Consider the following 26,934-nt stretch of genomic DNA (forward strand, 5'->3'; position numbering starts at 1 on the left):
TAATATCGGTGCCCCCGCCCATCCATCGTGTTCCATCCATTCCGCGTATCCACGGTGGCCGTCTCTTGTTTCAAGGCTGAATCCACTATCCATAGCTGTGCATTTTCGTTCGTTGATGAGATGCAAAATATGTCGGGCGCGTGGCGAGTGATCAGACCGCGCCGAAACGCATGCTTTTCTGGGATGGCCGTGCCAATTCAAGCGCGCGCATTACCTCGATCTGAGGAATATCGAAGCGCTCGGATATCGCCGCGATCATCGCTTCGATATCGAGGGAAAACTCTGGCATTGGTTTTTCACACAGCGGCAAATAATGCAAGACCACATCGACTGTCTCGGCGGAAGGATGGGTCAGTGAAGATCCTGGATCAGATAAGAATGCGACGATATTCGCCGAGACCAACTGGTCGTGCGGCCATGCGCATTGCAAATCCTCGGACAAATTCCGGTAGCTGAACAATGTCGCCAGAACCGGGAGTCGCTGCGCGATCGTGCAGCGCACGAAAATGGTCCATGCCAGTTGCGACAACGCCACCGTGGATTTCGCTATCTCGCCGACATTCGTCACCGGACCCGACATGTCACGTTCCCATGCAGCGTGACAAGCGCGGGTTATCTGCCATTTTAATGTCGCTACCAATACCGATATGGCGCACTCGGGGATGTCATCTTTTAGAGCTTTTGCACACAACGCCTCGACGTCAGCCGATAAAATTTCCTGATTGACCGCAATCGATCGGCCAAAAAGTGCCCGTTTTGGTAGCGCTTGCTTGTCTGCTGCAAGCCGCCACAACGCAGCCTGCAAGGGCCAAGGCAGCCGCATCACGCGTCGCCTCACTGGGACCGATTTGGTGGCAGCGATATGGAAATAGGCATCCCAGAATTTCATGATCGTCAGTCCCTCCAGGCCGCGCTGCGCGCAATCGCCTGGGTCCATCCCCAACGTCTGCGTACACCACGCGGTACGAACCTGCTCGTTCAGCGATGACCGCGTCTGGACATCGTCCAAAGACTTCCGTGCAAGTACCGTGATAAAAGACTGATGCAAGGCGTGGAGAAAAGACGCGTCATCGCCGCCCCACGCACTGACATATCCGTTCAGATGGTCATACAAATTGAGGGGATAGCCGGAGGGTTCCAATAGTGATTCGACAATGCGTTCGGTGACACGCGGCATGACGTGCGCGGTCAGGTGCTCCGAATCGATACCCATCCGGTTCAAGCAGTCGTCACGAACGCCAAGCGCCTCTCTGCGTGCCAACGTCAGGAAAACGATCTCGGAGAGCAGGTCTACGCGAGGCATCGGATAGCTGCGGTCGAAGTCCCGCGACAGGACCTCATATGCACGCGTGACATGCGGGCTGATATGCTTTATTTCATCGAGCGCGTACAGAAAATCCATCAGCCGTGCTTTGGAGAGATTGACGAGCGCCTCACCTATCACACGTTTTGTATGCGTATCCGCGTGCGAAATAACACCCAGGAGCGGTGCAAACATTTCGGCAATATAGAGATCGCAAAGCGCGACACTCTTGCCAATGTCGGTCGCGTCTTGCAACAACGCCACTTTGGACGTATCGATAAGGTGCCGCCAGGTCGCCGCAGACTGTTCATGGTACGTTATCGCATCGACCGTCGGCACTTTGAAATAGCATGACTTAAGGAGTACAAGTCGGGGAAGCTTGCTAAGGAGATAGGGAATCGATGCCGCGAAACACGCCATTCCGGCTTGCTTCGCATAGCGTTTGATCATGTCGGAACGGACTTCCGGGCCGACGGTCAGGCATCGTTCAATGACGTCGGGGGAGGACCATGTCTTGACGGTCTCGCATCGCATCATCTGATCGCGTACGTGACACGCATAGAGAATGGCGTTGCTGACGTCCGTCAAGTGCAAACGAACGGACTGCGCGGTACATCGGACCGACAGGATATCGGTGGGTCCTAAATGGGTTACGACAACACGCCATACGTCGCGCGGCATGTCCTGGATCGCAGCAATCGCCAGAAAATGCGGCGCGACTGTCGTGTCGCGCACGATGTTGCCCAAACCGGCGTCCCCAGCAAACGTCGCTTCCGCGTCTCGCACGCCTGCCTGTTCATCGCGCGCGCCATGCTCGTCGCCATAGTTCGAAGTGTACTCGGCACGCCCTGCCTGCCTACATCCGTTTTCCATAACACGCTGCCCCCACATTTGAGTCACCAAATATACGGGACGCCGCGGAGATCGGGACATTGGGCTCCGAAGGAAACGCCGACGGCACGAAGCGGATAACGACAAAAGTCCGCGGGAGTGCCAGCCGCGGTCCTTTCGCACCTTAACCCGCGCGTATTTCCATCACGCGCCTTGCCGGACATTGCGCTTTTCGCGCAATAGACGCAGCGGCTTTATCGCGAGCGGGGGCAGGTCGAAGCGACTTGAAAACGTCGCCTCCCAATTGTCGGGGGCGGCGAGACGCTCGGGCAGCAGCGCCGCACAGGACGGCAGGTAATGGTGTAATGCATCGATAACCACGTTTGACGGACAGCACAATGAGGATGACGGGTCGCATAGAAAGGCGATGATATCTTCCGCTACCAGTGTTTCGTACTGCCATTCGAGATCGCATTCGATGATCACGTCGCGACAGCGGAACAACGCGGCAATAAAGGGCAGCCGCTCTGCAAGCGTGCAGCGTTCGAAAATCGCCCATGCCGCCATCGAGAAAACCGGCCACTGCGCATCACTTTCAGCAAGTCCCCGGTCTTCCGCCGTCGCCCCATGCTCTGCACGCTCCCAGACGGTCCTGCAAGCCCGCGTTACCTGCCACATCAATATTGCCTGCAATGCCGGTAGCGCGAACTGCGGCTTTCCCTCCTCCAAGGCCTGTGTGCAGATGTCATCGACACATTTGGCGGACAGTGCATGGAAGCTCCCGTTGACTTGCCCTTTGCGGGCCCGCCGCGGGTCTGCGTGGACCTCCGCCGCGACGCGCCATAACGCAGCGCGTAAGGGCCATCGCAATGCGTCGAGCATCATTTCCGAGCCGGGATACAGCTTGTCCTTGGCGGGATCCGCGATCTCGAAATAGAGCCCCCACAAACGGAACAGCGACTGCTCGTCGAGGCGGGACAGTTCTTGATCGTCCGGCGCAAGGCCGAGCACTTGTGTGCGCAGGGCCATTCGGGATCCGTCGGATAGCGTCGACCAGGGGGCCGACCATCGACATGCCCGCTTTGCAAGCGTCGTCAGCAATGCGTGGTGCAGGGATCCGGCAAAGCCATCATCGTTACCGCTCCAATTTCGCGCAAGATCCCGCAAACGCCAGGGGATGTCGATGGGCCGAATCTCGGGAACGTCGATGATACATTGCGCAACGCATTCGGCGACGCGTGGCTTGATTTCCGCCTGCAGGCATTCCAATGTGATGCCGAGTCGATGCAGACAGATTTCCCTGACCGACATCGAACTTCGGACACTCGACGCACGAACGAATGCGGCAAAAAGGTCGTTTTGAGGGGAATCCTCGATGCGGCACAAGGAAAGGGTTCCCACCGATTTCGGTCGACCTATCATCAGCGATGCATGTACGATGGCGGCAAGCACGGGAATCCGTGGCGTCGGATAGGTGTAATCGAAGTCGGAAACCAGTGTCTTGTATGCCGCTGCGATACGGGGACAGACCCGCTTTAGCGTAATAACGGCGTGAAGGAAATCCAACCACCGGCGCATCGATAATGTCGCGAAGGCCTCGTTCATCACAGCGTCTGCGTGCGCTTCCGGATCCACGATCACACCCAACAGCGGCGCATACATTTCCGCGGCATAGAGGTCCGAGAGTGCAATGCATCCACACGGATCGAGCGCCCGGTCGAGCAAGGCCGCCTTCGATGACGTCACCGTGCATTGCCACAACTGCACTGAGCGCGCCTGTTCGCCGCCCGACTCTGGCGATGGTTTCGTGAAATAGCGATCCCGCAGCATCGGGAGCGGCTCGGTTCGCATGCAATCGATATACCCCAGCTCCCCCGAACCAGCCATTCCGGCTTGCTTGGCGTAGCGCTTGAGCAAATCACAGCGCACTTCCAGGGCCAGCATCGACAGTTTTCCGATCGCATCGGCATTGGACTCCGATAGCCGCTTCCCGGGTTGCGTCGCATGATCGATCATGCGACAGCTGCTCAGAATCGCGTCGGTCACTGTCCGTAAAGGTCGGTGCACCGCATGCGCGGTACATCGGAGCGACATCGCATCCGACGTGATCAGATAGGTAATAAGGAGAAGCCATATATCGCCCGGCATGTTCTCGATCGGGCCTTCCCGGAGCGCAAACGATCCGGTGCAGGCGCCGCTTCTCGCAGAAAAAGCCGCGATGCCGCACCCACCCGTCCTGTCGTCGGCTAGGCGTCCCGCTTCACCGAAAGTCAGCTGCGCATCGTCGCGGTACGCGTCATACTCGCCACGATACGCATTGCTCCCTGCTTTCCCAACGCTGTCTTCCATAACCCGCCATCCCGATAATATCGCTCCGCCGAATATACGGGACGGCCTTCGCACAATGGCGGGGCTGCACGAAGAAGCCGGACAGGACACGAACCGACGGCGCGCGACGGCCTGGATTAACCTATATGAAGCGCGTACGCCACGTCCGCCGATGACAGGTCGAAACGTTTGACGAATGCCAACTCCCAGCCGTCGGGGTCGACGCGATATTCGGGTAAATGCACTTTGCAGGAAGGCAAGTAGTGCAACAGAACGTTGATGATGTCACTAGAAGGACAGGTTAATTGAGCGTGCGGATCGCATAAAAATGTCACGACGTCTTGCGATATCACTGCTTCGTATGTCCAGTCATAACCGCACCGCGCCAGGACGCGGCGATAGCTGAACAAGGCAGCAACGAACGGCAAGCGCTCCAAACGCGTACACCGCTCGAAGACCGCCCACGCTGGCGCGGTGAACTCGGGGTATCGCACTGCATGCGATATCTCCTCCGAACAGGCAGGCGATTCGCCTGCCTCGGTAGCGTCCCACACAGCCTCACAGGCACGCGTCACCTTCCACCGGAACAGCGCCTGCATCGCGGGGATGGCAAATGCATGTTGTGCGACATCCATCGCCTGATTGCAGACGGAATCGACGCGCGCGCTGGACATTTCCTGATACACATTCAAGAGATCGCCGCGCAAGGCGCGCGCTGGATCGGCGTATATATCGGACGCGATTCGCCACAACACGGCTTGCAAAGGCCAGGGAAGCGCGTCTATTCTTGACTCGGCACTGGGTGACAGCGGAACGGGCCTGGGATCGGTAATCTCAAAATATAAGCGCCAAAATTCCGGCATTCGACTGGCTGTCAGGCCATATAACGCACTATCGCATGCAGGAATACCCAATACGCGCGTACACAACGCGACACGGGTTGGCTCCGCCAACATCGACCAAGGCATCCCGTCGCCGTACGCCCGCTTGGCCAGCGCCGTGAGCAACGAATGGTGCAATGACGCGACAAAACTGCCATCGTCGTCGCCCCATTTTTGCGCGACGCCTTTCAGTTGCCAACATAAATCGAAGCCCCGGGCAAAACGATCCACGACGACCCAATCGGCGAGGGACCGGGTGACGCAGGGGAGGATTTGCTCGGCCAGACATTCCGGACTCATGCGGATTCTTTCCAAACACATCTCGCGCACCGACCGTGACGCCCCATGCGAACCCATGATCGCCGCGCGTACTATCGCAGAAAAAACCTCGATCCGCGGCATCGGATAGGTGTGATCGAAATCGATGTTCAGCGCGCGATAGGCCTGCCCGATCGGCGGCCATAGCTCCTTTAGCGGTTCCACCGCATAGAGAAAATCCATCCACCGGAGTGTCGACAAGGTCGCGGCGGCTTTGTCCATCACGTTTCGTATATGCGCGGCGGGATCGGAAATCACCCCCAACAGCGGCGCATACATGTCGGCGGCAAAGAGATCGCAAAGTGGGATGCTCTGCGTGGCGTCCAATGTCACAACGCACAACGCCGCGTTCGTGGTATCGATCATCATCCGCCAGGATCGCATCGAGCGTTGATGTTCGCTCCCGATGGGCGGACATTGTTGTGCGAAGTAGCGGCACTTCAGCGCCCAAGAGGGCTCGACTTTATTGACGGCGAGCACATGGCAGCTCAGCCCCGCCTGACGCGCATAGCGCTTGATCATGTCACAGCGCGCTTCCAGTCTAAGCGTCAGCAATTTTTCGATGGATGCAGGCGAGCACCGAGATCGGACATTTTCGTCTTGCGCCAAATGGGCGATCATCCGACAGCCGCCGCGAATCGCGTCCGTCACGACCTTCAGGTGTTTCTGCACTACGCGGGCGGTACATCGGAGGGACATCACGTCCGACATCGGCAGATAGGTTGTGATGAGACACCACATATCGGCCGGCAGTTCCGTTATCGGCGATTCCTGCAACAACAGCGGCCCTTTCCAACCGTCGCTTCTCAACAAGAGGATGTCGAGACTGCGTCCGCGCGGCATGTCGCTATAACGGCTGCACATCGCCCCATACGGCATGCTGCAGTCACCGTCTTCGTCATCGCTATGCGCATTTCCATAGCCGTCGCTGTCATCCTCACTGTACGCTGCTCTGAGTGCGCTCTCCATGAGTTGTCTCTGTGATATCGCGTTTCCCAATATACGTCATGCCTCCTCGCGCGCAAGGCAACGGCACGAATATGCGTGCCTTGGCGCGTAATAGCAGTGCCGTACGCACGGCGTCGTACCTAGGAAGCGACGTCAGGGAGACGCATCGGGGCGACACGTCCCCGATTCAGCACATCGCTTGTGCAACGTCGCTGGAGGCCCAAGAGTCGCGTACGCAACGCCGCACACACCGCCTCGGTAAGACTCGACCACGGGATCGTTTCCCGATATGCCTTCCTCGCGAGCGCATAGAGACAGTCCATCCATCGGAGTAGCGACAAGGTCGCGGAGGCGTCGTCCACGACGCGACGCCACGATTGCGCGATTTGTCCCTGCATCGTCCCTGACACAGGTGATCTTCTCGCAAAATAGCGCTGCTCAAGCGCCCACCGAGGCTCTATCTTGGAAGTATCGGCACGCGCCGTTCCGATCGGAATGAGCAGTCCGACGTGCTTGGCATATCGCCTGAGGATGTCACAGCGCGCTTCTATTCTCAGCACCTGCAGCGTGTCGATTTCCGCCCAAGCGGACGTCGACTCAGGACCCGCATGCGATATAAGACGACCTATCATCCGACAGCCATCCAGAATGGCATCGGTCACGACTTTTAGGTGTTTATGCGCACCAACCGACGTACATCGGAGCGCCATGGCATCCGATATGGGTAGATACGTCATAATGAGATGCCATAGATCCTCGGGCATTTCCATCATTCGCCCTTCCCGCAACGGGCTCGGCCGTGTGCGGCGGACATGAGGAGAAAGATCGGTGCCGACGGCCCACCACGCCGGCACCGCCTCATTGGGGCTGCGCGGCGGTCTATCTACAATGTAGAAAGGAAGATCATTCTCCCCGCCACCGTGGTCGTCATGGCGACCACCAAAGCCGTCGCAGTAGGTCACCCCGGATTGGCTCTGCATGGCGTGCCACTCCCGTATCTCGTTTTGCCGAATATACGAGACTTCCGCGCCTTCGCGACACGCGCGCACGAATACGCCATTTCGAACACGTAACGATGGCCAAACCGGCCTAGCTGAATACCGATCTGAAACGGGGCACTACTGCGACCGATGTCGCCTTGCTTACCGCGACGATGCATACCAGCCGCTGCATGTCGTATTGCGCCCTAGCGCAGCGCGGCCGGTCGACGCTGTTACACCAACTCGCCCAACAGGCTGGCGTCGAACCCTTTCAGATCACCGCGTCCATCACGGATTTTCTCGGCCCAGGCGGGCTCGGAGATCAGTGCCCGCCCGACGGCAATTAGATCGAACTCGCCACGCGCCATCCGCTCCAGGAGGCCGTCGATGCCGACCGACTGAGACGCTTCACCCCCGAAGGCCCCCATGAAATCGCCCGACAGACCGACCGAGCCGACGCTGATCGTCGCGGCTCCGGTCAGCTTCTTTGCCCATCCCGCAAAGTTCAAACCGGTCTCGCCATCGACCGCCGGGAATTCCGGCTCCCAGAACCGGCGCTGTGAGCAATGCAGGATATCAACGCCGGCATCCACCAAGGGACCGAGCCAATCGCTCATGGCGTCCGGGCTGCCAGCCAGCTTCACGGCGAAATCCTGTTGTTTCCATTGGCTCACGCGCAGAATGATCGGAAAATCCGGACCCACGGCCTGGCGCATCCGACGCACGACTTCCGCAGCGAACGTCGACCGCTCGCGCAACGTCGCGCCGCCGAATCGGTCTTCACGGGTATTCGTACCATCCCAAAAAAACTGGTCGATCAGATAGCCATGTGCGCCATGAATCTCGAAAGTGTCGAAACCGAGCCGCTTCGCATCGGCGGCGGCGCGGCCGAACGCATCGATCGCGTCGGCGATGTTCTCGTCGCTCATCGCCACGCCGCGCGGCACGCCCGGCGCCACCAAGCCGGAGGGGCTTTCGACCGGCGCATCCGGCACCCATTCGCTCATAAGGCTCTTGACCGAGCCGGTGTGCCACAACTGCGGCCCCATCCGGCCGCCAGCCCGATGGACGGCATCGATGACCTGCTGCCAGCCGTCCAGCGCGGCACTGCCGTGGAAAAAGGGAATACCTGCGTCATTTCGCGAAGCAGGCCGGTCGATCACCGTGCCCTCGGACAGAATCAATCCCACTTGTCCCTCCGCGCGGCGGCGATAGTATTCGACGATATTCGCGCCGGGCACGCCGTTATCGGAAAACGAGCGCGTCATCGGCGCCATCACGATCCGATTCGGCAGATTCAGTGATTTGATACGAAAGGGCTGAAACAGCGGGGCATTGCGGTCGGCGTTCTGCATAGCGGTAAAGCTCCTGAATTGAATTGGGCAAGCGGCCTCGATTCGGCTTGATCGACATGGTATCCGTTATATACTTAGCGTCAATCAGGCACCTCAATGCCACCAGGTTTCCGAATGGATACCATCCACACCGCACTCGCCGCATGACACTCGATCAACAGACACCCCACGCCGGCCTTGGCGACGCGGATTCCCGACCCTCGACGCCGGATACCGGTCCCCATCGCACGCCGTTGCCGTGCCGGCATTTCCTGACTAAGGACGAGGTCATTACCGGTGTGGATTGCCCGCACCGCTTATTGCTGGACCAGATTGCCGACAAATGGTCGGTACTGATTCTGGCAGCGCTACGCGCCGGCCCTCACCGTTTCAACGAGCTGAAACGACGTCTCGACGGCATCACGCAGAAGGCATTGACGCAAAGCCTGAGGCGCCTCGAACGCAATGGCATCGTCTCGCGGACGGTGCTCGCGACCTCACCCGTCGCCGTCGAATACGCGATCACCCCTTTGGGGGAGACCTTGCGTGATCCCTTCGCCGCGCTATACCACTGGACGATCCAGTACTTACCGGCCGTCGACGAAGCACGAGCCCGTTTCGACGAAGCATCGTCGGATTAACCGTTGCCGCGTCAGGGAAATCCCGAAACGACTTTTTGAGATGGTAACGCTACCATCCCAGCAACAGGATCGTGTCGCGCCGAGCGGATGACGCATCCGATGGTAACGCTACCATCATTCATTTCACTTCCCGCAGGACGCCGCGCCATGACCGCTAATCGCAAAAAACCCGAGGATCTCCGGAGTTACCGCTGGTACGGTGTCAACGATCTGCGTTCGTTCGGCCATCGCTCACGCACCGCTCAGATGGGCTACCACGCGTCCGATTACATGGGTAAGCCCGTGATCGCGATCCTTAACACGTGGAGCGAGGTCAATTCCTGTCATACGCATTTCAAGCAGCGCGTCGAAGAGGTCAAGCGCGGCGTCTGGCAGGCGGGCGGCTTCCCCGTCGAAATGCCCGTTATGACCCTGGCCGAGCCGTTTCAAAAGCCGACGACGATGCTCTATCGCAATTTCCTCGCGATGGAAGCCGAGGAAGTCCTTCGCTCCTACCAGTTCGACGGCTGCGTGCTGATGGGCGGCTGCGACAAGACCACGCCAGGCTTGCTGATGGGGGCGATCAGCATGGACCTGCCGACGATCTATCTGCCCGCCGGCCCGATGCTGCGAGGCAACTGGAACGGCCGTACGCTCGGCAGCGGCTCCGATACGTGGAAGTACTGGGCCGACTTGCGCGCGGGCAAGATCACCGAGGAAGAATGGAAGGGAATCGAAAGTGGCATCGCGCGTTCCCCCGGTCATTGCATGACGATGGGCACCGCGTCGACGATGACCAGCGCCGCGGAAGCGCTCGGCATGATCCTGCCGGGCTTTTCCTCGATCCCGGCGCCCGACTCGCGACATGCGCAAATGGCGTCGCTGACGGGACAGCGTATCGTCGAGATGGTCTGGACCGATCAAAAGCCCTCCAACATCCTGACGGCGAAATCCTTCGATAACGCGATCACGACGGTGCTGGCGATGTCCGGCTCGACGAACGCCATCGTGCATCTGGTCGCCGTCGCGCGTCGCGCCGGCATTCCGCTGACCCTGTCGCGTTTCGACGAGCTCGCGCGGATCACCCCGGTGTTGGCCAATCTGCGTCCCGCCGGCAAATACCTGATGGAGGATTTTTATTACGCCGGCGGTTTGCGTGCCCTGCTCGTCGCATTGGGCGATCTGATCGACGGCAACCAGATGACCGTCAACGGACAGACGCTCGCCGAGAATATCGCCGGCGCCGAGACCTTCGACGACGACGTGATCCGCAAGCGGGACAATGCCGTACTCAAACGGGACGGGCTTGCCGTGCTGACCGGTAATCTGGCGCCGGACGGGGCCGTTATCAAGCCGGCGGCAGCGGAAGCGCATCTGCTGAAGGCGCGCGGGCCGGCCGTCGTATTCAAAGACTATAAGGACATGGCGGCCCGAATCGATAGCGACGATCTGGACGTGTCACCGCATTCGATCATCGTGCTGCAACATGCCGGCCCGGTCGGTGCGCCCGGCATGCCGGAATGGGGACAATTGCCGATTCCCCAAAAACTGTTGAAGCAAGGCGTGCGCGACATGGTGCGGATCTCCGATGCACGGATGAGCGGCACCAGTTATGGCGCCTGCGTATTGCATGTGGCGCCGGAGTCGTTCGTCGGCGGTCCCTTGGCGCTGGTGAAAGATGGCGACATGATCGAACTGGATGTCGAGAAGCGTCGCCTGCATCTGGATGTCAGCGACGAAGAATTGGCCGCGCGCCGCGCCGCCTGGGTCGCCCCCAAGCGCCCCTTCGAGCGTGGCTTCGGCGTGATGCACCAGATCCACGTCACGCAAGCCAACAAAGGCTGCGACTTCGACTTCCTCGAAGAGCCGGTCAAAGCCGCGGTCGTGCAAACCCAGACACCCGATGCACGCGGCGAGCCGGAAATCCATTGACGACGGCACCGCCGCAGCGCGGCACGGTGGCCCAATGACACGCGCCCTATCCTTATCCCGACACAACAGACCATGAGCTCATCCGAAATCACCGTCAGCGACACCGCCCTCGAAAAGCTGCGTCACGTCTCCACCGCGACGCTGACGACGCAGCTGTTCAAACGCGGTCTGCGCAATGTCTTCCTGCAAGGCGTTCGCCCGCTGGTACCGCCGTCGCCGGGGACGCCGAATATCGTCGGACCGGCCTTCACGTTGCGCAATATTCCTGCTCGGGAAGATATCGATCACGTCGGCATTTTTCAGGATCCGGACCATCCGCAGCGCAAAGCGGTCGAAAGCGCACCGGCAGGCAGCATCCTGGTGCAGGACTGCCGCGGCGAAACGGCGGTCGCGTCGGTCGGCTCGATCCTGGCGCTGCGTCTGGCGAAGCGCGGCGTGGCCGGCATGGTCTCCGACGGGCCGGTCCGCGACAGCGGCACGATCGCCGCGTTGGGTCTACCGCTCTGGTGCGCCGGCGCCAGCGCGCCGATGAATCTGGCCAAACATCACGCAGTGGACCAGAACGTGCCGATCGCCTGCGGCGGCGTGCCGGTTTATCCGGGCGACATCGTCGTCTGCGATATCGACGGCGTCGTGATCGTCCCGCGTGAAATGGCCGAGGACGTCGCGACCGACGCAGCCGAGCAGGAGTTGATGGAGGAATTCATCACATCGCGCATCGCCGAAGGCCATCCGCTGCGCGGCAATTATCCGCCGAACGAAGAAACGTTGGCGGCGTATCAGGACTGGAAGGCAAAACGCTGAAACGGTCCGATCATCGATCGTCAAGCGTGCCATCGCATGCGTGCATACCGTACGCCGATGGCCCGTGATGTTGTCGTGGGACGCGCGCCGCGCGTCATCCCATGCAGGAGATTTCGTGAATACCGTCACACCGCAAATCGACGCACCGCGCCTGATCAATCGCCTCGCCCTCAGGCTGATGCCATTGTTGGGCCTGCTTTATCTGGTCGCCTACCTCGACCGCTCCAACATCGGTTTTGCGAAGCTGCAGATGCTCGGCAGCCTGGGGATCAGCGAGGCGGCCTATGGATTAGGCGCCTCGCTGTTCTTTATCGGTTATCTGCTGTTCGAGGTGCCGAGCAATGTGATGCTGCACAAATACGGCGCGACACGCTGGATTGCCCGCATCATGTTCACGTGGGGCGTCGTCACGATCCTCCTCGCTTTCACGAAGAGCCCGACCACCTTCTATTTCCTGCGGTTCCTGCTGGGCGCATCGGAGGCCGGGCTGTATCCGGGCGTGATCTATTACCTGACGTTGTGGTTTCCCGCGCAATCACGCGCGCGAATGCTCGGTTACTTCACCCTGGGCAGCAGCATGGGCAATATGATCGGCGCGCCGATCTGCGGCTGGCTGCTCGACAAGGGCGGCTTCATGGGTCTCGACGGCTGGCAACTGGTCTTCGTCGTCACCGGTCTGCCTTCGGTATTGTTGACCGTCGTCGTCTTGCTCTTCCTGCCCGAAACGCCGGACAAGGCCCGGTTTCTGAATGACGGCGAGAAGCGCTGGCTAGACGACACGCTGAGCGCCGAACGGGCCGAAGTGCGCAAGACCGAAACCGCTAAAGTGCATGTCTGGCACGTGCTGACCGAATGGCGCGTGATCGGCATGGCGCTGTATTACATGATGCTGTCGATGTCCGTCTACGGTATTGCGTACTGGTTGCCGACGCTGGTCAAGGGCTTCGGCGTAAGCAACACGATCAACGGCATGTTGAACGTGATTCCCTGGCTCCTCGCGACGATCATCCTCGCCTTCGTCCCCGCGCGCCTGCGCGCGAACGCCGATGGCCGCGATCGTATCGGTCGGGCCATGCTGATCTCTGCCATCCTCGGCATGATCTGCTTTCTGGGCAGCGTCTTGCTGCCGAGCAATACCTCGCGTTTCGTCGCGCTATGCATCGGCGCGCCCTGTCTCTATCTGTTGCTGCCGCTTTTCTGGACGATGCCGCCGCGCTTCCTGACCGGGGCCCGTGCCGCAGCCGGCATCGCCGCGATCAATTCGCTCGGCAACATCGGCGGCTTTATCGCGCAAAACATCGTTCCCTGGGTGCGCCAGATCAGCGGCAGCACGAAGGCACCGATGCTGGTGCCGGCGACGTGTCTGCTGATTTTCGCGATCGTCACCGCAGTGCTGCTCTCGCGCCGTAAACGCGGTCCGCACGCCGATGACAAGCGCGAGCAATACGCGCAGTAGTCCGTTATTCCCGTACCGAATACGCCAGGATAGGCAGACGACCGATTGACGATGGCCTGGTCAGCCACCACCCCGCCGCCCTTCAGCAGCAAGCAGACGCGCAAAGACGCATCACGGCGGACATCAGGAGACAAAGTATGCGTTTCACCGGTCCGAAGCCTGCTCACGCATCACATCGTCATTCGGCGCACGGCCATGCCGCGCGGTCTGGCAGCGCGCCACGCACGCGGCGGCGCGTCGTCCCTGCCGCTGACGCTGCTGCTGCCAATTCCGCCGAAAGCGGCACCACTAGCGCGCGCCGCGTCGCAATGGCCTCGACGATCGGCACGATTGCCGAGTATTACGACTTCTTCGTCTACGGCACGGCCGCCGCTTTGGTGTTCGGCAAATTGTTCTTCCCGAGTTCCGATGCGTTTATCGGGACGATCGCGGCCTTCGCCAGTTTTGCGGTGGGCTTTGTGGCACGGCCGATTGGGGGCATGGTCTTCGGACATTATGGCGATCGCCTGGGGCGTAAAAAGGCGATGGTCGTCACGATCCTGATCGTCGGCATCGGCACCGTCGTGATCGGCCTGCTGCCCACCTATGCGCAAATCGGTCCATGGGCGCCCGCCGTGCTGATACTCGTGCGTGTGCTGCAGGGCTTCGGCGTGGGTGGCGAACAGGCCGGCGCCGTGTTGATGACGGCCGAGTACGCGCCGCCGCAACGACGTGGCTTGATGACCAGCCTGGTCCAATTAGGCGCGCCGGCCGGCTTCCTGATACCGTCGGCCTTGTTTGCCGTCCTGACCGGCACGCTGTCATCGGAACAATTCTTGAGCTGGGGATGGCGGATACCCTTTCTTGCCAGCGCCTTGCTGGTGGTGATCGGCCTGTATATCCGACTGCGAATCCATGAGTCGCCCGCATTTACACAGATTCGCGAAGCGAAAACGATGGCGAGCGCTCCCCTGCGCGATGTGCTTCGCGACTTCCCAAGCGTCACGGCGCGCGGACTCCTCGCCAAATTGGTCGAGACCGTGTCCTTTACCTTCTATTCGATGGTCGTACTGGCCTATGGCAAGGTACACGGCATCCCATCGAACGTCATCCTGCGGACCATCATCATCGCGGTGATCATCGAGTTGTTCACGATTCCCCTCGCCGGCTGGCTGACCGATCGCATCGGTCGCCGCCCGGTCTTTATCGCGGGGGCGACTGTGCAACTGCTGTTGATCTGGCCTTTCTTCCATGCGTTGGAGACCGGCGGCCTGGCGCTGCAACTGGCCATGATCGTCGCACTGCCCATCGGTCACGCACTGTGCTTCGCGCCGCAAGCGTCGTTGTTCCCGGAGCTGTTTCCCACGCGCGTACGGTGCAGCGGGATCGCGCTGATCTGGCAGACGGGATCGCTGGTTGGCGGCGGCGTCTTCAGCGTGCTCGCGATCAAGCTGGTCCAGATGGCCGACGGTGAACCAATCGAACTGATTCTCTATATCGCCGTGATCTGCGTCGTATCGATCGCCGCGCTGTTGAGCCTCCCGGAAACGGCACCAGGCCGCCGCAGTGGCGCGACGGCGCAAGAACGGGACTTGCACGACTGGGGTGCCCTACCGCAACCCGGCAAACGCGTCTGAGTAGGGCGGCGCATCAGTCCTGCCGATCCCTATCCAGGCGCTTCATTGCTGCATCGATGACCCCACACGCCTCGACGACCCGCGTCTCCGTGCCGTCGTCGACCTCCCGCGCCGCCTGATCGACGTGAAACAGCGCCCCCAGCGTCAAGCGTGACACCGCGCCACGCAAGGCGGGATCCTCCGCTCTTGGCAAGGCATCGGCCAGCGCGGCAAATAACGCCGCGCAGACCGGCGGCAGATCGGTAGCATTCGGCACCGCGGCCACCTCCCGAGCAATCGACGCGATCGATACGCCCTGCGGCAGCGCTGCCCCTTGTCCCACCAATTCGAGCAAGGCCTCCGGGCCGGCGCGCGTGGAGGCATTTCCGGGAATGCCCTCGTCAACAGGCGGCGTGAAGCAGGACGGGCCGCTACACGCGTTGTCCGGGCCGCGAACCACCCGCTCATACAGACGTTGTCCGATGCGTTCGACGACGCTGCCCGACGCAGCCGCCGCCGGCGTGTAGGGTGGCACGACCACTTGAACGGCAAAATCCTGATCGAGCCCCGTTCCCAACTGCCGGCGCTCCAGCACAGCCACCAGACGCGCGGCGGCGCCTTCCAGTGTGGTCACGTTGTCGAACTCCCAGAGCTGGCTCGGGCGCGCAATGTCGATCAGCAATAGATGGTCCGCATGCGCAACCAGATACTGACAGAACGCAAGCGGGTCGAGCCGCGGGGGCTCGGTGCCACGCGCCTGTTCCCGTACCACGCCCCCGATCAAGCTTGCCAGCGCGTGCGGCTCATCCACATAGAGCAACATCGGATGCCGACGTCCCGTACGGCGATCCACGAAAGCGATCTCAAGATAATGATCTCTCAACCCGCGTTCCGCTTCGACCAGACCAGCGTGAAATGCAGGGTCGGCGACGCTGCAATCGCCGTTACCGCATAACGGCATCAAGCCGCCTTCGCGCGGATAGGCCAGGCGTAGCAAGAGGCCCAGTTGTTCTTGCTGGCGCTGAATCGACATGCGCTCCCAGCGGTCCCGCGGCGGATAGAAAGGCGCGATGTGATCGTGCCAGGACGGCGCGCCGTCGTCACCCGCGTCGCGCGGTGGCGCGGCGTCATCCAACGGCCGTGCCGGCACGGACGCGTTGACGAAGGCTCGCGCGACGTCCGGCAGATCGTAGTGCATCGCACCGAATGTATTCGCCAATGCGATGTAGAGCCGGGAGCGTAAGACGTCGCGTCCCGCGCGCGATGTAAAGAATGGCATCTCTCGCATTTGCATCAGTAGCGCGGACCATTCGCTGATCCAGACCTTGTCCGCCAGTTTCGCCGTGTGCGCCGCACGGACGTTGTCTGATTCCGAGGGATGACCCTGCAAGGTCATCGAGGCATTGCGGTTGCTTGGCGCGGGCGAAGGGGCATCGAGATCCGCCGTCGGCGCGGCCGTCGGCGAGTCGACAACCGGCATCTCGCTTCCGGTCTGCGCTTGCCCCTCGAATGCATCGCCTTCCTCGTACTCCACGAACCCATCGTACTCACGGGGCGCCGCATCGGTGTCGTCCTCCAGCGATGCCAGATGCGGCAGATAGGCCACGACCCACCGGCTCAGCGCCGTATCGAAGAAGACGGGTACTTCCCTTGTTTCGCCTTCCGCATTGCTGCCGCTGACGAAAAACGACCGGGTGTCGTCGTGATAAGCCAGCGTGTAGTAGCCGTATTCGCCTTCGATCAGAAAATCCCCTGCATCGGTATAGAGCACTTGTGTCTTATGTGCTCCCGGCAACGGATGTTCGAGTCGCTGCGCCAAGTCGACGATCTGCTCTTCATCGTCGATGACACTACGCGGGACGTCGATGCGAACGTCCGAGAAATCGATAAATTTCCGATTTAGATAACGGATGAAGCCATCGCATTCAGACGACGGCCCTTCGGCTTCCAAGGCCGGCGTGGGCGTCGCGTTGCGCGGCTTCCACCGCCTGCCATCGGGCTCCAGCGGATAATGCGGCAGGTAGGCGCCCCGTTGACCGCGCCGATCGATCGCCCACAACTTCCCCGGCAGAATCTCACGCACCCCTACCGCGAAACGTCCGAACGCCACGTAATCGCTGGTGCCCTGCGTGAAACGCTCGCCTTGACGTCTGCCTGCCACGCTGACATTCGGTACACGATATTCGCGTAGCGGTATCGGTTCCCACAACGTTTCATTCGGCCATCGCGTGCGAACCGGTACGCGATTGACATAGGCAATTTGATATTCGCTGCGTGCGGATTGCGCGTCCAGCGCATCGAGCAAGGCCATGCCCTCTTGGCTCATCACGGCATTCGGAAACCACGGCGGCATCGTAAAGTGCGACGCGGTATCGGCGCCAAGCGTGTCGTTCGACGCCGCGGCGATATCGGGCATCGCGGTCAACGGCATCATCGTCGTCTGCGCGGTCCGGGCTGTCCCTGCCCAAGGCAAGGCCGTGGAAACGGTCTGCGATGCCGCGGACGTGCTGGTCTCCGGTGTCAGGGTCGATGCCGACGGGCCACCCGCCGCGGAGTGCTCGGGGTGGCCCGTCTCTTCGTACATGCCGATCCAGGCGTGCACGTCGCGCGTCGCCGTATTGAAGTCGGACAGGCTCACGCGTGAGCCCAGTTCCTGATAGGCATTCGTTTCGGGTCGCGAGAAGGACACCGACGTTCGTACTTCGTCGCGCGTGCTCCAGACCGGCGGTTGTTGCGGCGCACCGGGAATGACCTTGCCCGGATACACCACGGCCACCTCGGAATCCGAACGATGCCGTAACGGCCGGGTCGCGCGCGACGGCACGCGATAGCGTCCACCGCCCGGACGGCCCCCCATCATCAGACGCCTGCCGGCGACGCCCCCTCTCGCCGCGCTCGAAGCGAGTTGCGCCGCGACAAGGCGCGAGGCCGCGACGCGCGCGGCCAGCCGTCCGGCGGTCGGCGTCAGGTAGGAGGACAGCAGCCGGGTGCGCATCGTGATGATCTGCGATAGCAACGCCATCATTGCGGCGCCGTCTTCGGGAACAACCGGCTTTCCTTCCATGGCATCTGCGGCGATCCGAAAGCCGTTGCAGACCATCTGGAGATAGAAAACCTGCGGAATCAGGCTGCTCAATTGGTCGAGGACCGCCCCGCATTTCCGCAGCACCGTGCGCACTTCCTGCGAGACGTCATCACCGGAGGCGGCCGCATAGAGGTCGAGCGCCAATTGCGATCCGTGCGTGAACGGCGCGCTGCACTGGCTCAGTTGCCGCAGCACAGTGGCCACCGTCGCGACCGAGATGCTACGCTCGGAAAGACGCGCCCGTTGCGCCAGTGCATGGCGCGACGCCCGGCGGCGACGGCGGCCGTCTGCCAAAGCGCCGACGGCGACATCCGTTCGCGGCGCCGCGGCGGCAGCGATATCCCAACCCTGCTGCCGCCCGGCTTCGATCGCGCCATGCAAGGCACCGGTCACGACCGCGAGCTGCTGGCGCCACGCGTCATGCTCCGATGCATTACCGACCGCTACCGGCGCCCCGCCTGCGGTGTGCGCATCGGATTGCGCCGCGCCGTCCGCCGAGCGATTGCATACGGCGCTCTGCATCGACGCCGACGCGCCTTGCTGTGCTGTCCATCCCACCATAGTCGTCGCCTCCATGGAGGCCTCGCAAGCAGGATCGGCCGGCATGACGGGGGCATAGCGGATAAAGATCCGCCACGGCGCACCGTCAAACCGCACCCTGACGCTCAGCCTTTAGTTGCGCGAACAATGCTAGGTGATCGGTGCACCGCCCACCAGTCATGCGTTCGGCCAGTCGGGGCTGACGACGGAGTCACGCCTCGAACAGGGACGCGCCGATATAGGAACCCTCCCGCGCGCCCGGCGGGCAAGCAAAGATGCCGCTACCCACGTGCGTCGCGAACTGATTCAACATATCGAACTTCGACAATTTCTCGTTGATCGGGATAAAGCCCTTGCGCGGATCGCGTTGATGCGCGATGAAGATCAGACCGGCATCGAACTCGGTCTCCTGGCGCCAGGGCGGCCAGCGCTCGATGTAGAAATCGGTACTGTCGTTGTAGGAATACGAGCGCCGCAGAATCTGCGCGCCGTTATTCTGCGATTCATGCGACAGCCGAATGTGCGCGCTTTCCGGGATCAGCGGATTGCCATCCTTGTCCGCTTGATTCAAATCGATATCGTCGAACTCGTGCTGCTTGCCCAACGGCGCGCCGCTGTACTTCTCGCGACCGAACACCTGCTCCTGGAAACCGCGCTCCATCTGATCCCAGTGTTCGATCGTGATGCGGATACGGCGCACCACGGTGTAGGCGCCGCCGTTCATCCAATCGGCGTCCGAGTCATCGGCCCAGACATAGCGGTTCATCTGTTCCGGAGAGCGTATCGACGGATTACTCGTGCCGTCCTTAAAGCCCATCAAGTTGCGCGGCGTCGCGCCGCGCGGCCCGGAAAGAAAGCCCGCCTGGCCCCATCGCATCTGCGCATGACCGTAAGCGATGCGCGACAGCGCGCGGACCGCATGAAACGCGACTTGCGGATCGTTCGCGCAGGCTTGAATCAGCAGATCGCCGCCGGTCTTCGCCGGAAGCAATTGGTCGCCATTGAAACGCGGCAGATCGACCAAGGCGGCGGGCCGTCTGGCGGCCAGGCCGTATCGATCCTTGCCGTCTTTTTCAAACAAGCCCGGGCCGAACCCGAAGGTGATCGTCAGTTCGTTCGCGCCCAGGCCCAAGGCTTCACCGGAATCGGGCGGCGTGGTCGAATCCGCCGTCTGATCATCGGCCAGCGATAGCGGCTTTGCCGTCAAACCCTGCGTCAGGCGCGCCGCCGCCAGCGTCCACCCTTGCAGCAGTGCGATAACGTCCGCGCGCGCCGTCGTGGTCAAGTCGAACGCCGCCACATAGCTGAACTTTTGCTGCGGGTCGCCGATACCGCCCTGATGCGCGCCGTAAAAGGGGCGCTTGCCCTGCTCGGGATCCGGTACGGCGGCGGGCGATCCGCCCAACGCGCCGCCGCTTGCCTGTGCGGCATTCGCCACGACACTGCCGCCAAGGGCCGCGCCGCCTGCCAGGCCCGCTTTTAAAAAGCGACGCCGCGCAGCGACGTTCGCATCGGCCCCGGCGGGCGCATCCAACCGGTGCGGCGGCTGCGCGTTCGCATCCACTGGACAGTCGGCCGGGGGCACTTTCGCGTCTCGATCGTCATTCATACATCGCGCCTTTCGCTTTACTTCGCCAACACGAGCGTGTTGACATCGTCCTGCACGTAGTAAAAGCCCGAGCCATCCGGCGTCATCGCGATGCCGAAGAGATCACCGTTACCCGCAGGCGTTTGCGCCTTGTCGGTATCGATCCAGCGCGCATACAACTGCTTGCCGGCCACCGGATCGATCTCGACCACCTGCCCGTTCAGCGCATTCGTCACCAGCAAATGCCCGGCTGGCGTCGTCGCCATTGCCAAGGGGCGGTGCAAGAAGCCGTCGGCGGTCATCGCGCGACCAACTCCCGCATCGTGGGTGCGCGTCATCGGATCATCGATCTCGGTAATCCGGTTGCCGATGGCATCGGAAATATAGAGCGTCTTCTTATCGCCGGACAAAGCCAGCCCGGTCGGGCCGATCAAAAAGACGCCTTTATCGGCGCGCGCACCGAAACCGCTGGCGACCACCGTTTGATCCTTGACGACCGGCGCTTGTCCCGCCGGAATATCGAGATCGATCCGCAGCACGGTGGCCTGCTTGAACACTGGCGGCTCCGTATCTCCCACCCCGCCCACGCCGAAACCGGCATTGCTGACGAACAGCGTGGCATGATCTCCCATGTCGGCAACGGCCATATTGCCCCAGGGATCGTTGATGCCCTTGTTTGCAATCGTCGATACCAGCTTGCCTTCGGGATTCAGAACGAAGAGACAGCCGGCCCCTTTGGTATTGGTCGTGCCGTCGTTGCTCGGCGTGCTGCCGACGATGACCCAGCCGGTCTTCAGCATCGTCATCGCCGTGGATAAACCGACGCCGCCCGGACAGGCCTTCGTCTCGTGCGGAATCGTCGCGAACAAGGAAAGTTGCTTCGTGTCCGGGTGATAGTCGACGATCGTCGTGCCGACACCTTGCAGGTTCGCGGCATTATTGAAATTGTCGACCAAGACATCGCCCTGCTTGATCGTGCCTGCCGACACCGGTGCCACGACGATGGCGTACGGGTTCTGATCGCCGTTGTCCGGCACGGTATTGACCAGCGTCGTGTTCCGATGCAGCGTTTCCAGCAGGCCGACAGGCGCAGCCTGGGCGGCGCTCAACGACAGAAGCGACGCCAGCGCCACGCCGACTGCGGCAATGCATTGCGGGTTGAAGCGTATCTTACGGTGCATATTGAATCCTGATGACAAGTAACGTGAGACGAACCGCTGCGAATCCGGCACGCGATGGCATGCCGTGGTTTCGTCGTGCTGTTTTCGATATCGCACGTTAGAAAGTGACGGTGGTGCGAACGCCCAGGACAAAGGTATTGCGCAACGGCTTGGTGGCGTCGTTCGGATTCTGTCCGGCGCCAGCATTGAATGTGTATTGCGCATCGCCCTGGATGATCCACCACGGCGTCGCCTGATATTGATACGTCGCTTCCACCGCGGTTTCACTGGTACGCACGCCGTAGGGACCGCCGAGCGCGGCAGCTCGCGCATCCAGATCGAGGTCATGGGCATAGTTGCCGACCTTGATATAAGCGAGACCCAGTCCAACGCTGTCGTTATCGCGGCCCTGGAACGGCGCCTTCATCACGACGCCGACGTTGGCGCTGACGCTGACGAGATTACGGTCGCCGGGCGCGCCCATGACGCGTGCGAACACGCCGATGCTGCGCGGCGCATCCGGGTCCGGACGCCAGATCATCTGGTCCGCCACGGCATAGACACTGTAGTTGCCGCGATGACTTGCCGGATCGCCGCCCGATGTCGCCAGCGATACGCCGTTGGCATCGTAGCGCTGATCCTGGAAGCGGGCGGTGTTATACCAGAAACCGATTTTGTACGTCCCTGGCAGACCGGCTGAAGCGTCACTGACCATGCCGCCGTCGGACGCTTGATTGATGCCGTATTGCAGCTCGCCGATGTACATCGCACCGGTATGCAGATTGAAATTGGTACCGCTGACGTTAGCGGGATTGTTGCCGAGCGGGTCGGCATCGTAGACGCCCGCCAACGCGCTCAGCGCCGGCGTCAATTGCGCGCGCACCCGCGCCCCTAAGGCGGACAGCGGATAGGCCGGACCGCCGTTCGGCATATCGTATGACGGGAGACCGGGCCAGCCGAACATCGTATTGACGAAGGTGGCCGCGTACGTGCTCGTCATGAACTCCTGATCGATACTTTGCTGACCGATACGGATATCGAAGCGCTTGTCCATGAAGGACTGCTGAAACCACATTTCCCACAAGCGCGTGGTGTCCTGCGCCTCGATACCGCTCGCCGTATTCAAGGTACCGAGATAATCCGAGCTCAGGTTACGGCCATGGATATTCAACGCACTGATATTGAACGAGCCGCCCACCCAACCGAATGCCTTCTGCGTATCCAGACCCAACGTGACCGTGGTAAGGCCGTCGTAGTCGCCATGCTGTCCCAAGCCGCCGCGCAGGTTCGCGAGGTATTCGGAGGTTTCCGTTGCCAGCAACGTTATCCCATATTTACCGAGACCGGAGCGGATCCCGCCCATATCCCCGAACAAGGACGAGCGCGTCCACAGACCGGTCCATTGACCGACCGGTTCGGCTTTGATTTTGGTGTCTGCCTCGACGGCATCCGTCCCGGACGAGGCGACTGTGTTCGCCGCTTCTGAATACGTTGTAGCCGATGCAGGCGAGCCCGCGAAGACAGTGGTACCGGACAGCAGGCCGATGCAGGCGATACCCGCTTTCCATCCCATCCGCCCGTTGACGTCGATTAGGCCGAGCGCGGACCCGACTGTACTGTTACGCTTCATTCCCCATCCTCTTTGACCCGTGGGTTCGGTTCGTGTTGCGGCTGGCTTGCCAATGGCGAAGCCTACCCGCGCGCGGCAATGTCGTCCGCCGCGATTTCACGCGAACCGCGCAATGCGCCGAAATAATACAAATTCCGACACAAAACTGTCAAAGTAAAACAGGAATAATTCTTATTTGAATTTCAAGACCCTACCCGCATGCTTTCAATTACATTTTTAATGCGATTGAATGCTTTCCATCGCATTTCATTTCTTATGAAATGCTTATGACATATGGGAAAACGCGATGCGGCGGGTTGCCGGTGATGATGGCCTCATTCGAGCGCGTCCAACGCGCGCGCCGGACCGAAGAACTCGAAGTAGGTCTGCGCCTCCGGAATCCCCAGATCGCGCAATTGCCGCTTCATCGCGGCCATGAATGAGATCGGGCCGAGGAAGTACACATCGACGTCACGGGATGCGGGCAACCACGCCGCCAACGTCGCGGCATTCAGTTGGCCCCGCGCATCGCAGGCGTCGTCCGCGGCGGGCTCGCTCAGGCACACGTAGTAATCGAAATGCGCCCGCTTGGCGCCCTGCTCCTGGATCCATGCGTCGAAGGATTGGACCGCACCGTTCCGCGCACAGTGGATAAATGTCACGTCGCGCGATAACGGCGCGGCCTGCAACATGGCAATCGCCGGCGTGATGCCGACGCCCGCCGTCAGCAGCACGAGCGGACGTGACGCGTCGCGAAGCGTGAAGTCCCCGGCGGGCGGAAAGACCTGCAGCGTGTCGCCTACCCGAACATGATCATGCAGATGGACCGACACGACGCCCCCGGCCTCGCGCTTCACGCTGATACGCAATTGCTGTCCATCCTGCGCGGCGGACAGCGAATAATTGCGTCGATGCGATTCGCCGGCAATGTCGATCGTCAAACCGATATATTGCCCGGGGGCATGTGCAACCACCGGCAAGCCATCGGCCGGCTGCAAATAGAACGACGTGATCTCGCTGCTTTCTCGCTCTTTTCTTGCAACGACAAAGGCACGCGCGCCACGCCAGCCACCGGGTGCGATTTCGGTCGCGTGGTAGCGGGACGCCTCTGCTTCGATCAACAGGTCAGCCAATTGCGTATAGGCTTGGCCCCATGCATCCAACACCGCATCGGTGGCAATCTCCTGCCCTAAGACTTCACGGATCGCACGGAGCAAACATGCCCCGACGATCGGATAATGCGCCGGCTGAATCTGCAGCGCGACGTGCTTGTTGACGATCTGGGAGACCAGGGGCCCTAGTGCCTCGAGCCGATCGATATGGCGCGCATACATCAACACGGCGCGCGCGAGTGCCCTTTGCTGCGAGCCATCGGCCTGGTGCGCCTGATTGAAAAAGGTCCGTACTTCGGGGTTGTCCTGGATCAAGGTCGCATAGAAATGGCGCGTCAAGGCCTCGCCACCCGTTTCGAGCAAGGGAACGGTTGCCTTGATAATGTCGCGTTGTGCGGTCGTCAACATGGTCACTCTCCTGTGTAAGCGTTTCCCTTCTCTTACTCACAGATCGTGCCAATTATTTAATCGATACTTTTCATAGAGATAAGCGTAATATAGTCAAATAGACTCAAGCTACCAAATGAGTCGTATCGACTCGCAATCGCTTAAATAGAGTCTTTTCGACTCGCACGCGCAATGACGCCTCCCATCCGCACCCTGCTTCCGCTGATCGCCGATCTGACGCGCGATCTCGACGAGCCCACCCGTTTCGCGCGCTTGCTCGACGCCTTGCATACCTTGCTTCCGTGCGACGCGCTGGCCCTGTTGCGACGTACGGGCAGCACCTTGACGCCGCTAGCCATTCGCGGTCTGAGTCCGGATACGATGGGGCGCCATTTTCTGCTCGATGACCATCCGCGACTGCGCACATTGATCGAGACAGACGGTCCCTATCGTTTTGCGCCGGACAGTCCGCTCCCGGATCCCTACGATGGGCTCATCGAAAGCGGCGAAGGGCTGCATGTGCACGATTGCGTCGGTTGCCGGCTGTCTACCGACGGGGGCGACACCGTATGGGGCGTGCTGACATTGGACGCCCTTTCAGCAGGTCGTTTCGATGCAGCCGACATGGACACGCTGGCGGCGTTTGCCGCCCTTGCCGCGGCGACCGTGCTCGTCAGTGAGCGAATCACCACCTTGGCGCAACGCGTTGCCGACGAACAGCAAGCCACGCAACTGTATCGTCAAGCGGCGCTCGACCATCGACGCCCGGGTTTGCTTGGCCAAAGCGCCGCGTTCACGACGCTTGTCGACGAGGTCGATACGGTGGCGCCGAGTGACCTCACGGTGCTGATTACCGGCGAGACCGGAACCGGCAAGGAAAGGGTCGCCCAGACACTGCACGAGCGATCGATGCGTCATGCCAAGCCCCTGGTCAGCCTGAATTGCGCCGCGCTGCCGGAGTCACTGGTCGAAAGTGAATTGTTCGGCCATGTGCGAGGCGCATTCTCCGGCGCACAAAGCGACCGTCGCGGCAAGTTCGACCTTGCCGACGGCGGCACGCTGTTTCTCGATGAAGTGGGCGAGCTGCCATTGTCGGTGCAGGGCAAATTGCTGCGCGTGCTGCAGGGTGGTCAACTGCAAAGACTGGGATCGGATCGAGAGCATCGGGTCGACGTGCGGGTGCTGGCAGCGACGAACCGCGACCTGGCACTGGAAGTCCGCGCCGGTCGTTTCCGTCCCGACCTCTTTCATCGTCTCGCCGTCTATGCCTTGCGCGTCCCGGCGCTGCGCGAACGGGGCCACGACGCGCTCTTGCTAGCCGGCTTTTTCCTCGAGGAGAATCGCAGCCGTCTCGGGCTGCGTAGTCTTCGCCTGAGTCGGGCAGCGCAGCAGGCCATACTGCGATATAGCTGGCCCGGGAATGTCCGCGAGCTCGAACATATGATCGGCCGCGCGGCATTGAAGTCGCTGTCCCGGGCGACGCGCGGGTCGCCGGTTCGGCCCTCGATGCTGGTCATCGATAGCGCCGCGCTCGATATCGACGCACCCGCGAATGCGCCCGCGGCATTGCATGGCAGCGCGAACGGCATGCAACGCCTACTTACGGCAGCGGCCCCGCCGGACGCGCCCCGGCGAATCACGCGCCCGGCGGGCACGAAAGGCATCGACGTGCCGGATCATTCCTTATCGCTGCGAGAGGCCACCGATGCGTTTCAAAAGCAGCGGATCCTGGCATTGCTGGCGGAACAGGGGCAGCGATGGTCCGATGCCGCGCGTGCGCTGGGCATCGATCGAGCGAATCTGAACCGACTGGCCAAGCGCCTGAACATCAAGTAACGGGCCATGCCACCGGGGCCTCGAAGACCTCGCATTACGGCAAGATGACTAAAAAATGATGAGACCGAAAAGGCCATTGATTTTTCGGCATTTATTGCGGATCGAGACCCGAGTTATCCACTGCACCTGTGGAAAACTGTGAGACCGAAACGATCGCGGGCGCGCTGCGGCTAGCGGGCGCCAAAATGCGCCATCGGCCAACCGGAAACGCCCGCCATGCCGTTCCCGCCCCCTGCCGGCTCGCTGACATCGCGATTACACCGGCTAGCGTCTCGGAACCATGACGG

15 protein-coding genes are annotated in these 26,934 nt (G+C 61.2%); 6 read left to right on the plus strand and 9 right to left on the minus strand.

Translation table 11 applies throughout. The annotated features are described in order from the left end of the window. Window positions 1-151: 151 nt before the first annotated feature. From ABEG21_RS25525 to ABEG21_RS25540, 4 genes are all read right to left on the minus strand, one after another. The gene (locus ABEG21_RS25525; protein ID WP_347558395.1) at window positions 152-2,194 is read right to left on the minus strand and encodes a hypothetical protein; all 2,043 of its coding nucleotides are present in this window, start codon (window positions 2,192-2,194) and stop codon (window positions 152-154) included. A 144-nt stretch (window positions 2,195-2,338) separates the two neighbouring features. Beyond that, a complete protein-coding gene (locus ABEG21_RS25530) occupies window positions 2,339-4,483 on the minus strand; it encodes a hypothetical protein (protein WP_347558396.1) in 2,145 nt (714 codons plus the stop codon). A 116-nt stretch (window positions 4,484-4,599) separates the two neighbouring features. Further along, window positions 4,600-6,630 (minus strand): hypothetical protein, encoded by a 2,031-nt coding sequence (locus ABEG21_RS25535; RefSeq protein ID WP_347558397.1) that lies wholly within the window; start codon window positions 6,628-6,630, stop codon window positions 4,600-4,602. 1,192 nt (window positions 6,631-7,822) lie between these two features. Continuing rightward, the gene (locus tag ABEG21_RS25540) at window positions 7,823-8,944 is read right to left on the minus strand and encodes an NADH:flavin oxidoreductase (protein WP_347558398.1); all 1,122 of its coding nucleotides are present in this window, start codon (window positions 8,942-8,944) and stop codon (window positions 7,823-7,825) included. A gap of 143 nt (window positions 8,945-9,087) precedes the next feature. On the opposite strand from ABEG21_RS25540, the gene ABEG21_RS25545 reads away from it, so the two are divergent. The 5 genes from ABEG21_RS25545 to ABEG21_RS25565 all read left to right on the plus strand — a co-directional run bounded on the left by ABEG21_RS25545 (window position 9,088) and on the right by ABEG21_RS25565 (window position 15,351). After that, the gene (locus ABEG21_RS25545) at window positions 9,088-9,564 is read left to right on the plus strand and encodes a helix-turn-helix domain-containing protein (protein WP_347558399.1); all 477 of its coding nucleotides are present in this window, start codon (window positions 9,088-9,090) and stop codon (window positions 9,562-9,564) included. Window positions 9,565-9,711: 147 nt separating this feature from the next. After that, the gene (gene araD, locus ABEG21_RS25550; protein WP_347558400.1) at window positions 9,712-11,475 is read left to right on the plus strand and encodes an L-arabinonate dehydratase; all 1,764 of its coding nucleotides are present in this window, start codon (window positions 9,712-9,714) and stop codon (window positions 11,473-11,475) included. Between the two features lie 72 nt (window positions 11,476-11,547). Next, a complete protein-coding gene (locus ABEG21_RS25555) occupies window positions 11,548-12,279 on the plus strand; it encodes a ribonuclease activity regulator RraA (RefSeq protein ID WP_347558401.1) in 732 nt (243 codons plus the stop codon). A gap of 115 nt (window positions 12,280-12,394) precedes the next feature. Then, on the plus strand, window positions 12,395-13,735 hold the full coding sequence (locus tag ABEG21_RS25560) for an MFS transporter (protein ID WP_347558402.1): 1,341 nt from the start codon (window positions 12,395-12,397) through the stop codon (window positions 13,733-13,735). A 137-nt stretch (window positions 13,736-13,872) separates the two neighbouring features. Next, entirely contained in the window at window positions 13,873-15,351 is a 1,479-nt protein-coding gene (locus tag ABEG21_RS25565; RefSeq protein ID WP_347558403.1) for an MFS transporter, read from the plus strand. A 13-nt stretch (window positions 15,352-15,364) separates the two neighbouring features. On the opposite strand, the gene ABEG21_RS25570 is transcribed toward ABEG21_RS25565, so the two are convergent. The 5 genes from ABEG21_RS25570 to hmpA form a co-directional block, all read right to left on the minus strand. After that, window positions 15,365-18,991: a hypothetical protein gene (locus ABEG21_RS25570; RefSeq protein ID WP_347558404.1), complete on the minus strand. Its 3,627-nt coding sequence runs from the start codon at window positions 18,989-18,991 to the stop codon at window positions 15,365-15,367. A gap of 175 nt (window positions 18,992-19,166) precedes the next feature. Beyond that, complete coding sequence (efeB, locus tag ABEG21_RS25575; RefSeq protein ID WP_347558405.1) at window positions 19,167-20,564, minus strand: iron uptake transporter deferrochelatase/peroxidase subunit; 1,398 nt, start codon at window positions 20,562-20,564, stop codon at window positions 19,167-19,169. Between the two features lie 17 nt (window positions 20,565-20,581). Next, entirely contained in the window at window positions 20,582-21,724 is a 1,143-nt protein-coding gene (locus ABEG21_RS25580; RefSeq protein ID WP_347558406.1) for a hypothetical protein, read from the minus strand. A 97-nt stretch (window positions 21,725-21,821) separates the two neighbouring features. Then, window positions 21,822-23,333, minus strand: a complete 1,512-nt coding sequence (locus ABEG21_RS25585; RefSeq protein ID WP_347558407.1) for a carbohydrate porin — start codon at window positions 23,331-23,333, stop codon at window positions 21,822-21,824. Between the two features lie 314 nt (window positions 23,334-23,647). Beyond that, entirely contained in the window at window positions 23,648-24,832 is a 1,185-nt protein-coding gene (hmpA, locus tag ABEG21_RS25590) for an NO-inducible flavohemoprotein (RefSeq protein ID WP_347558408.1), read from the minus strand. Between the two features lie 171 nt (window positions 24,833-25,003). Between hmpA and norR the strand changes: the two genes are divergently transcribed. After that, window positions 25,004-26,647 carry a nitric oxide reductase transcriptional regulator NorR gene (gene norR, locus ABEG21_RS25595; RefSeq protein ID WP_347558409.1) on the plus strand — a complete coding sequence of 548 codons (1,644 nt, stop codon included), beginning with the start codon at window positions 25,004-25,006 and terminating at the stop codon, window positions 26,645-26,647. The last annotated feature ends 287 nt before the right edge of the window (window positions 26,648-26,934 follow it).

This window comes from Robbsia sp. KACC 23696, assembly GCF_039852015.1.
Classification (GTDB): Bacteria; Pseudomonadota; Gammaproteobacteria; order Burkholderiales; family Burkholderiaceae; genus Robbsia.

Excerpts from the sequence above, each read along its gene's own strand:
- ABEG21_RS25525 (WP_347558395.1), bottom strand. The coding sequence starts at position 2,194 with ATGTGGGGGCAGCGTGTTATGGAAAACGGATGTAGGCAGGCAGGGCGT.
- ABEG21_RS25530 (WP_347558396.1), bottom strand. The coding sequence starts at position 4,483 with ATGGAAGACAGCGTTGGGAAAGCAGGGAGCAATGCGTATCGTGGCGAG.
- ABEG21_RS25535 (WP_347558397.1), bottom strand. The coding sequence starts at position 6,630 with ATGGAGAGCGCACTCAGAGCAGCGTACAGTGAGGATGACAGCGACGGC.
- ABEG21_RS25540 (WP_347558398.1), bottom strand. The coding sequence starts at position 8,944 with ATGCAGAACGCCGACCGCAATGCCCCGCTGTTTCAGCCCTTTCGTATC.
- ABEG21_RS25545 (WP_347558399.1), top strand. The coding sequence starts at position 9,088 with ATGACACTCGATCAACAGACACCCCACGCCGGCCTTGGCGACGCGGAT.
- araD (WP_347558400.1), top strand. The coding sequence starts at position 9,712 with ATGACCGCTAATCGCAAAAAACCCGAGGATCTCCGGAGTTACCGCTGG.
- ABEG21_RS25555 (WP_347558401.1), top strand. The coding sequence starts at position 11,548 with ATGAGCTCATCCGAAATCACCGTCAGCGACACCGCCCTCGAAAAGCTG.
- ABEG21_RS25565 (WP_347558403.1), top strand. The coding sequence starts at position 13,873 with ATGCGTTTCACCGGTCCGAAGCCTGCTCACGCATCACATCGTCATTCG.
- ABEG21_RS25570 (WP_347558404.1), bottom strand. The coding sequence starts at position 18,991 with ATGGAGGCGACGACTATGGTGGGATGGACAGCACAGCAAGGCGCGTCG.
- efeB (WP_347558405.1), bottom strand. The coding sequence starts at position 20,564 with ATGAATGACGATCGAGACGCGAAAGTGCCCCCGGCCGACTGTCCAGTG.
- ABEG21_RS25580 (WP_347558406.1), bottom strand. The coding sequence starts at position 21,724 with ATGCACCGTAAGATACGCTTCAACCCGCAATGCATTGCCGCAGTCGGC.
- ABEG21_RS25585 (WP_347558407.1), bottom strand. The coding sequence starts at position 23,333 with ATGAAGCGTAACAGTACAGTCGGGTCCGCGCTCGGCCTAATCGACGTC.
- hmpA (WP_347558408.1), bottom strand. The coding sequence starts at position 24,832 with ATGTTGACGACCGCACAACGCGACATTATCAAGGCAACCGTTCCCTTG.
- norR (WP_347558409.1), top strand. The coding sequence starts at position 25,004 with ATGACGCCTCCCATCCGCACCCTGCTTCCGCTGATCGCCGATCTGACG.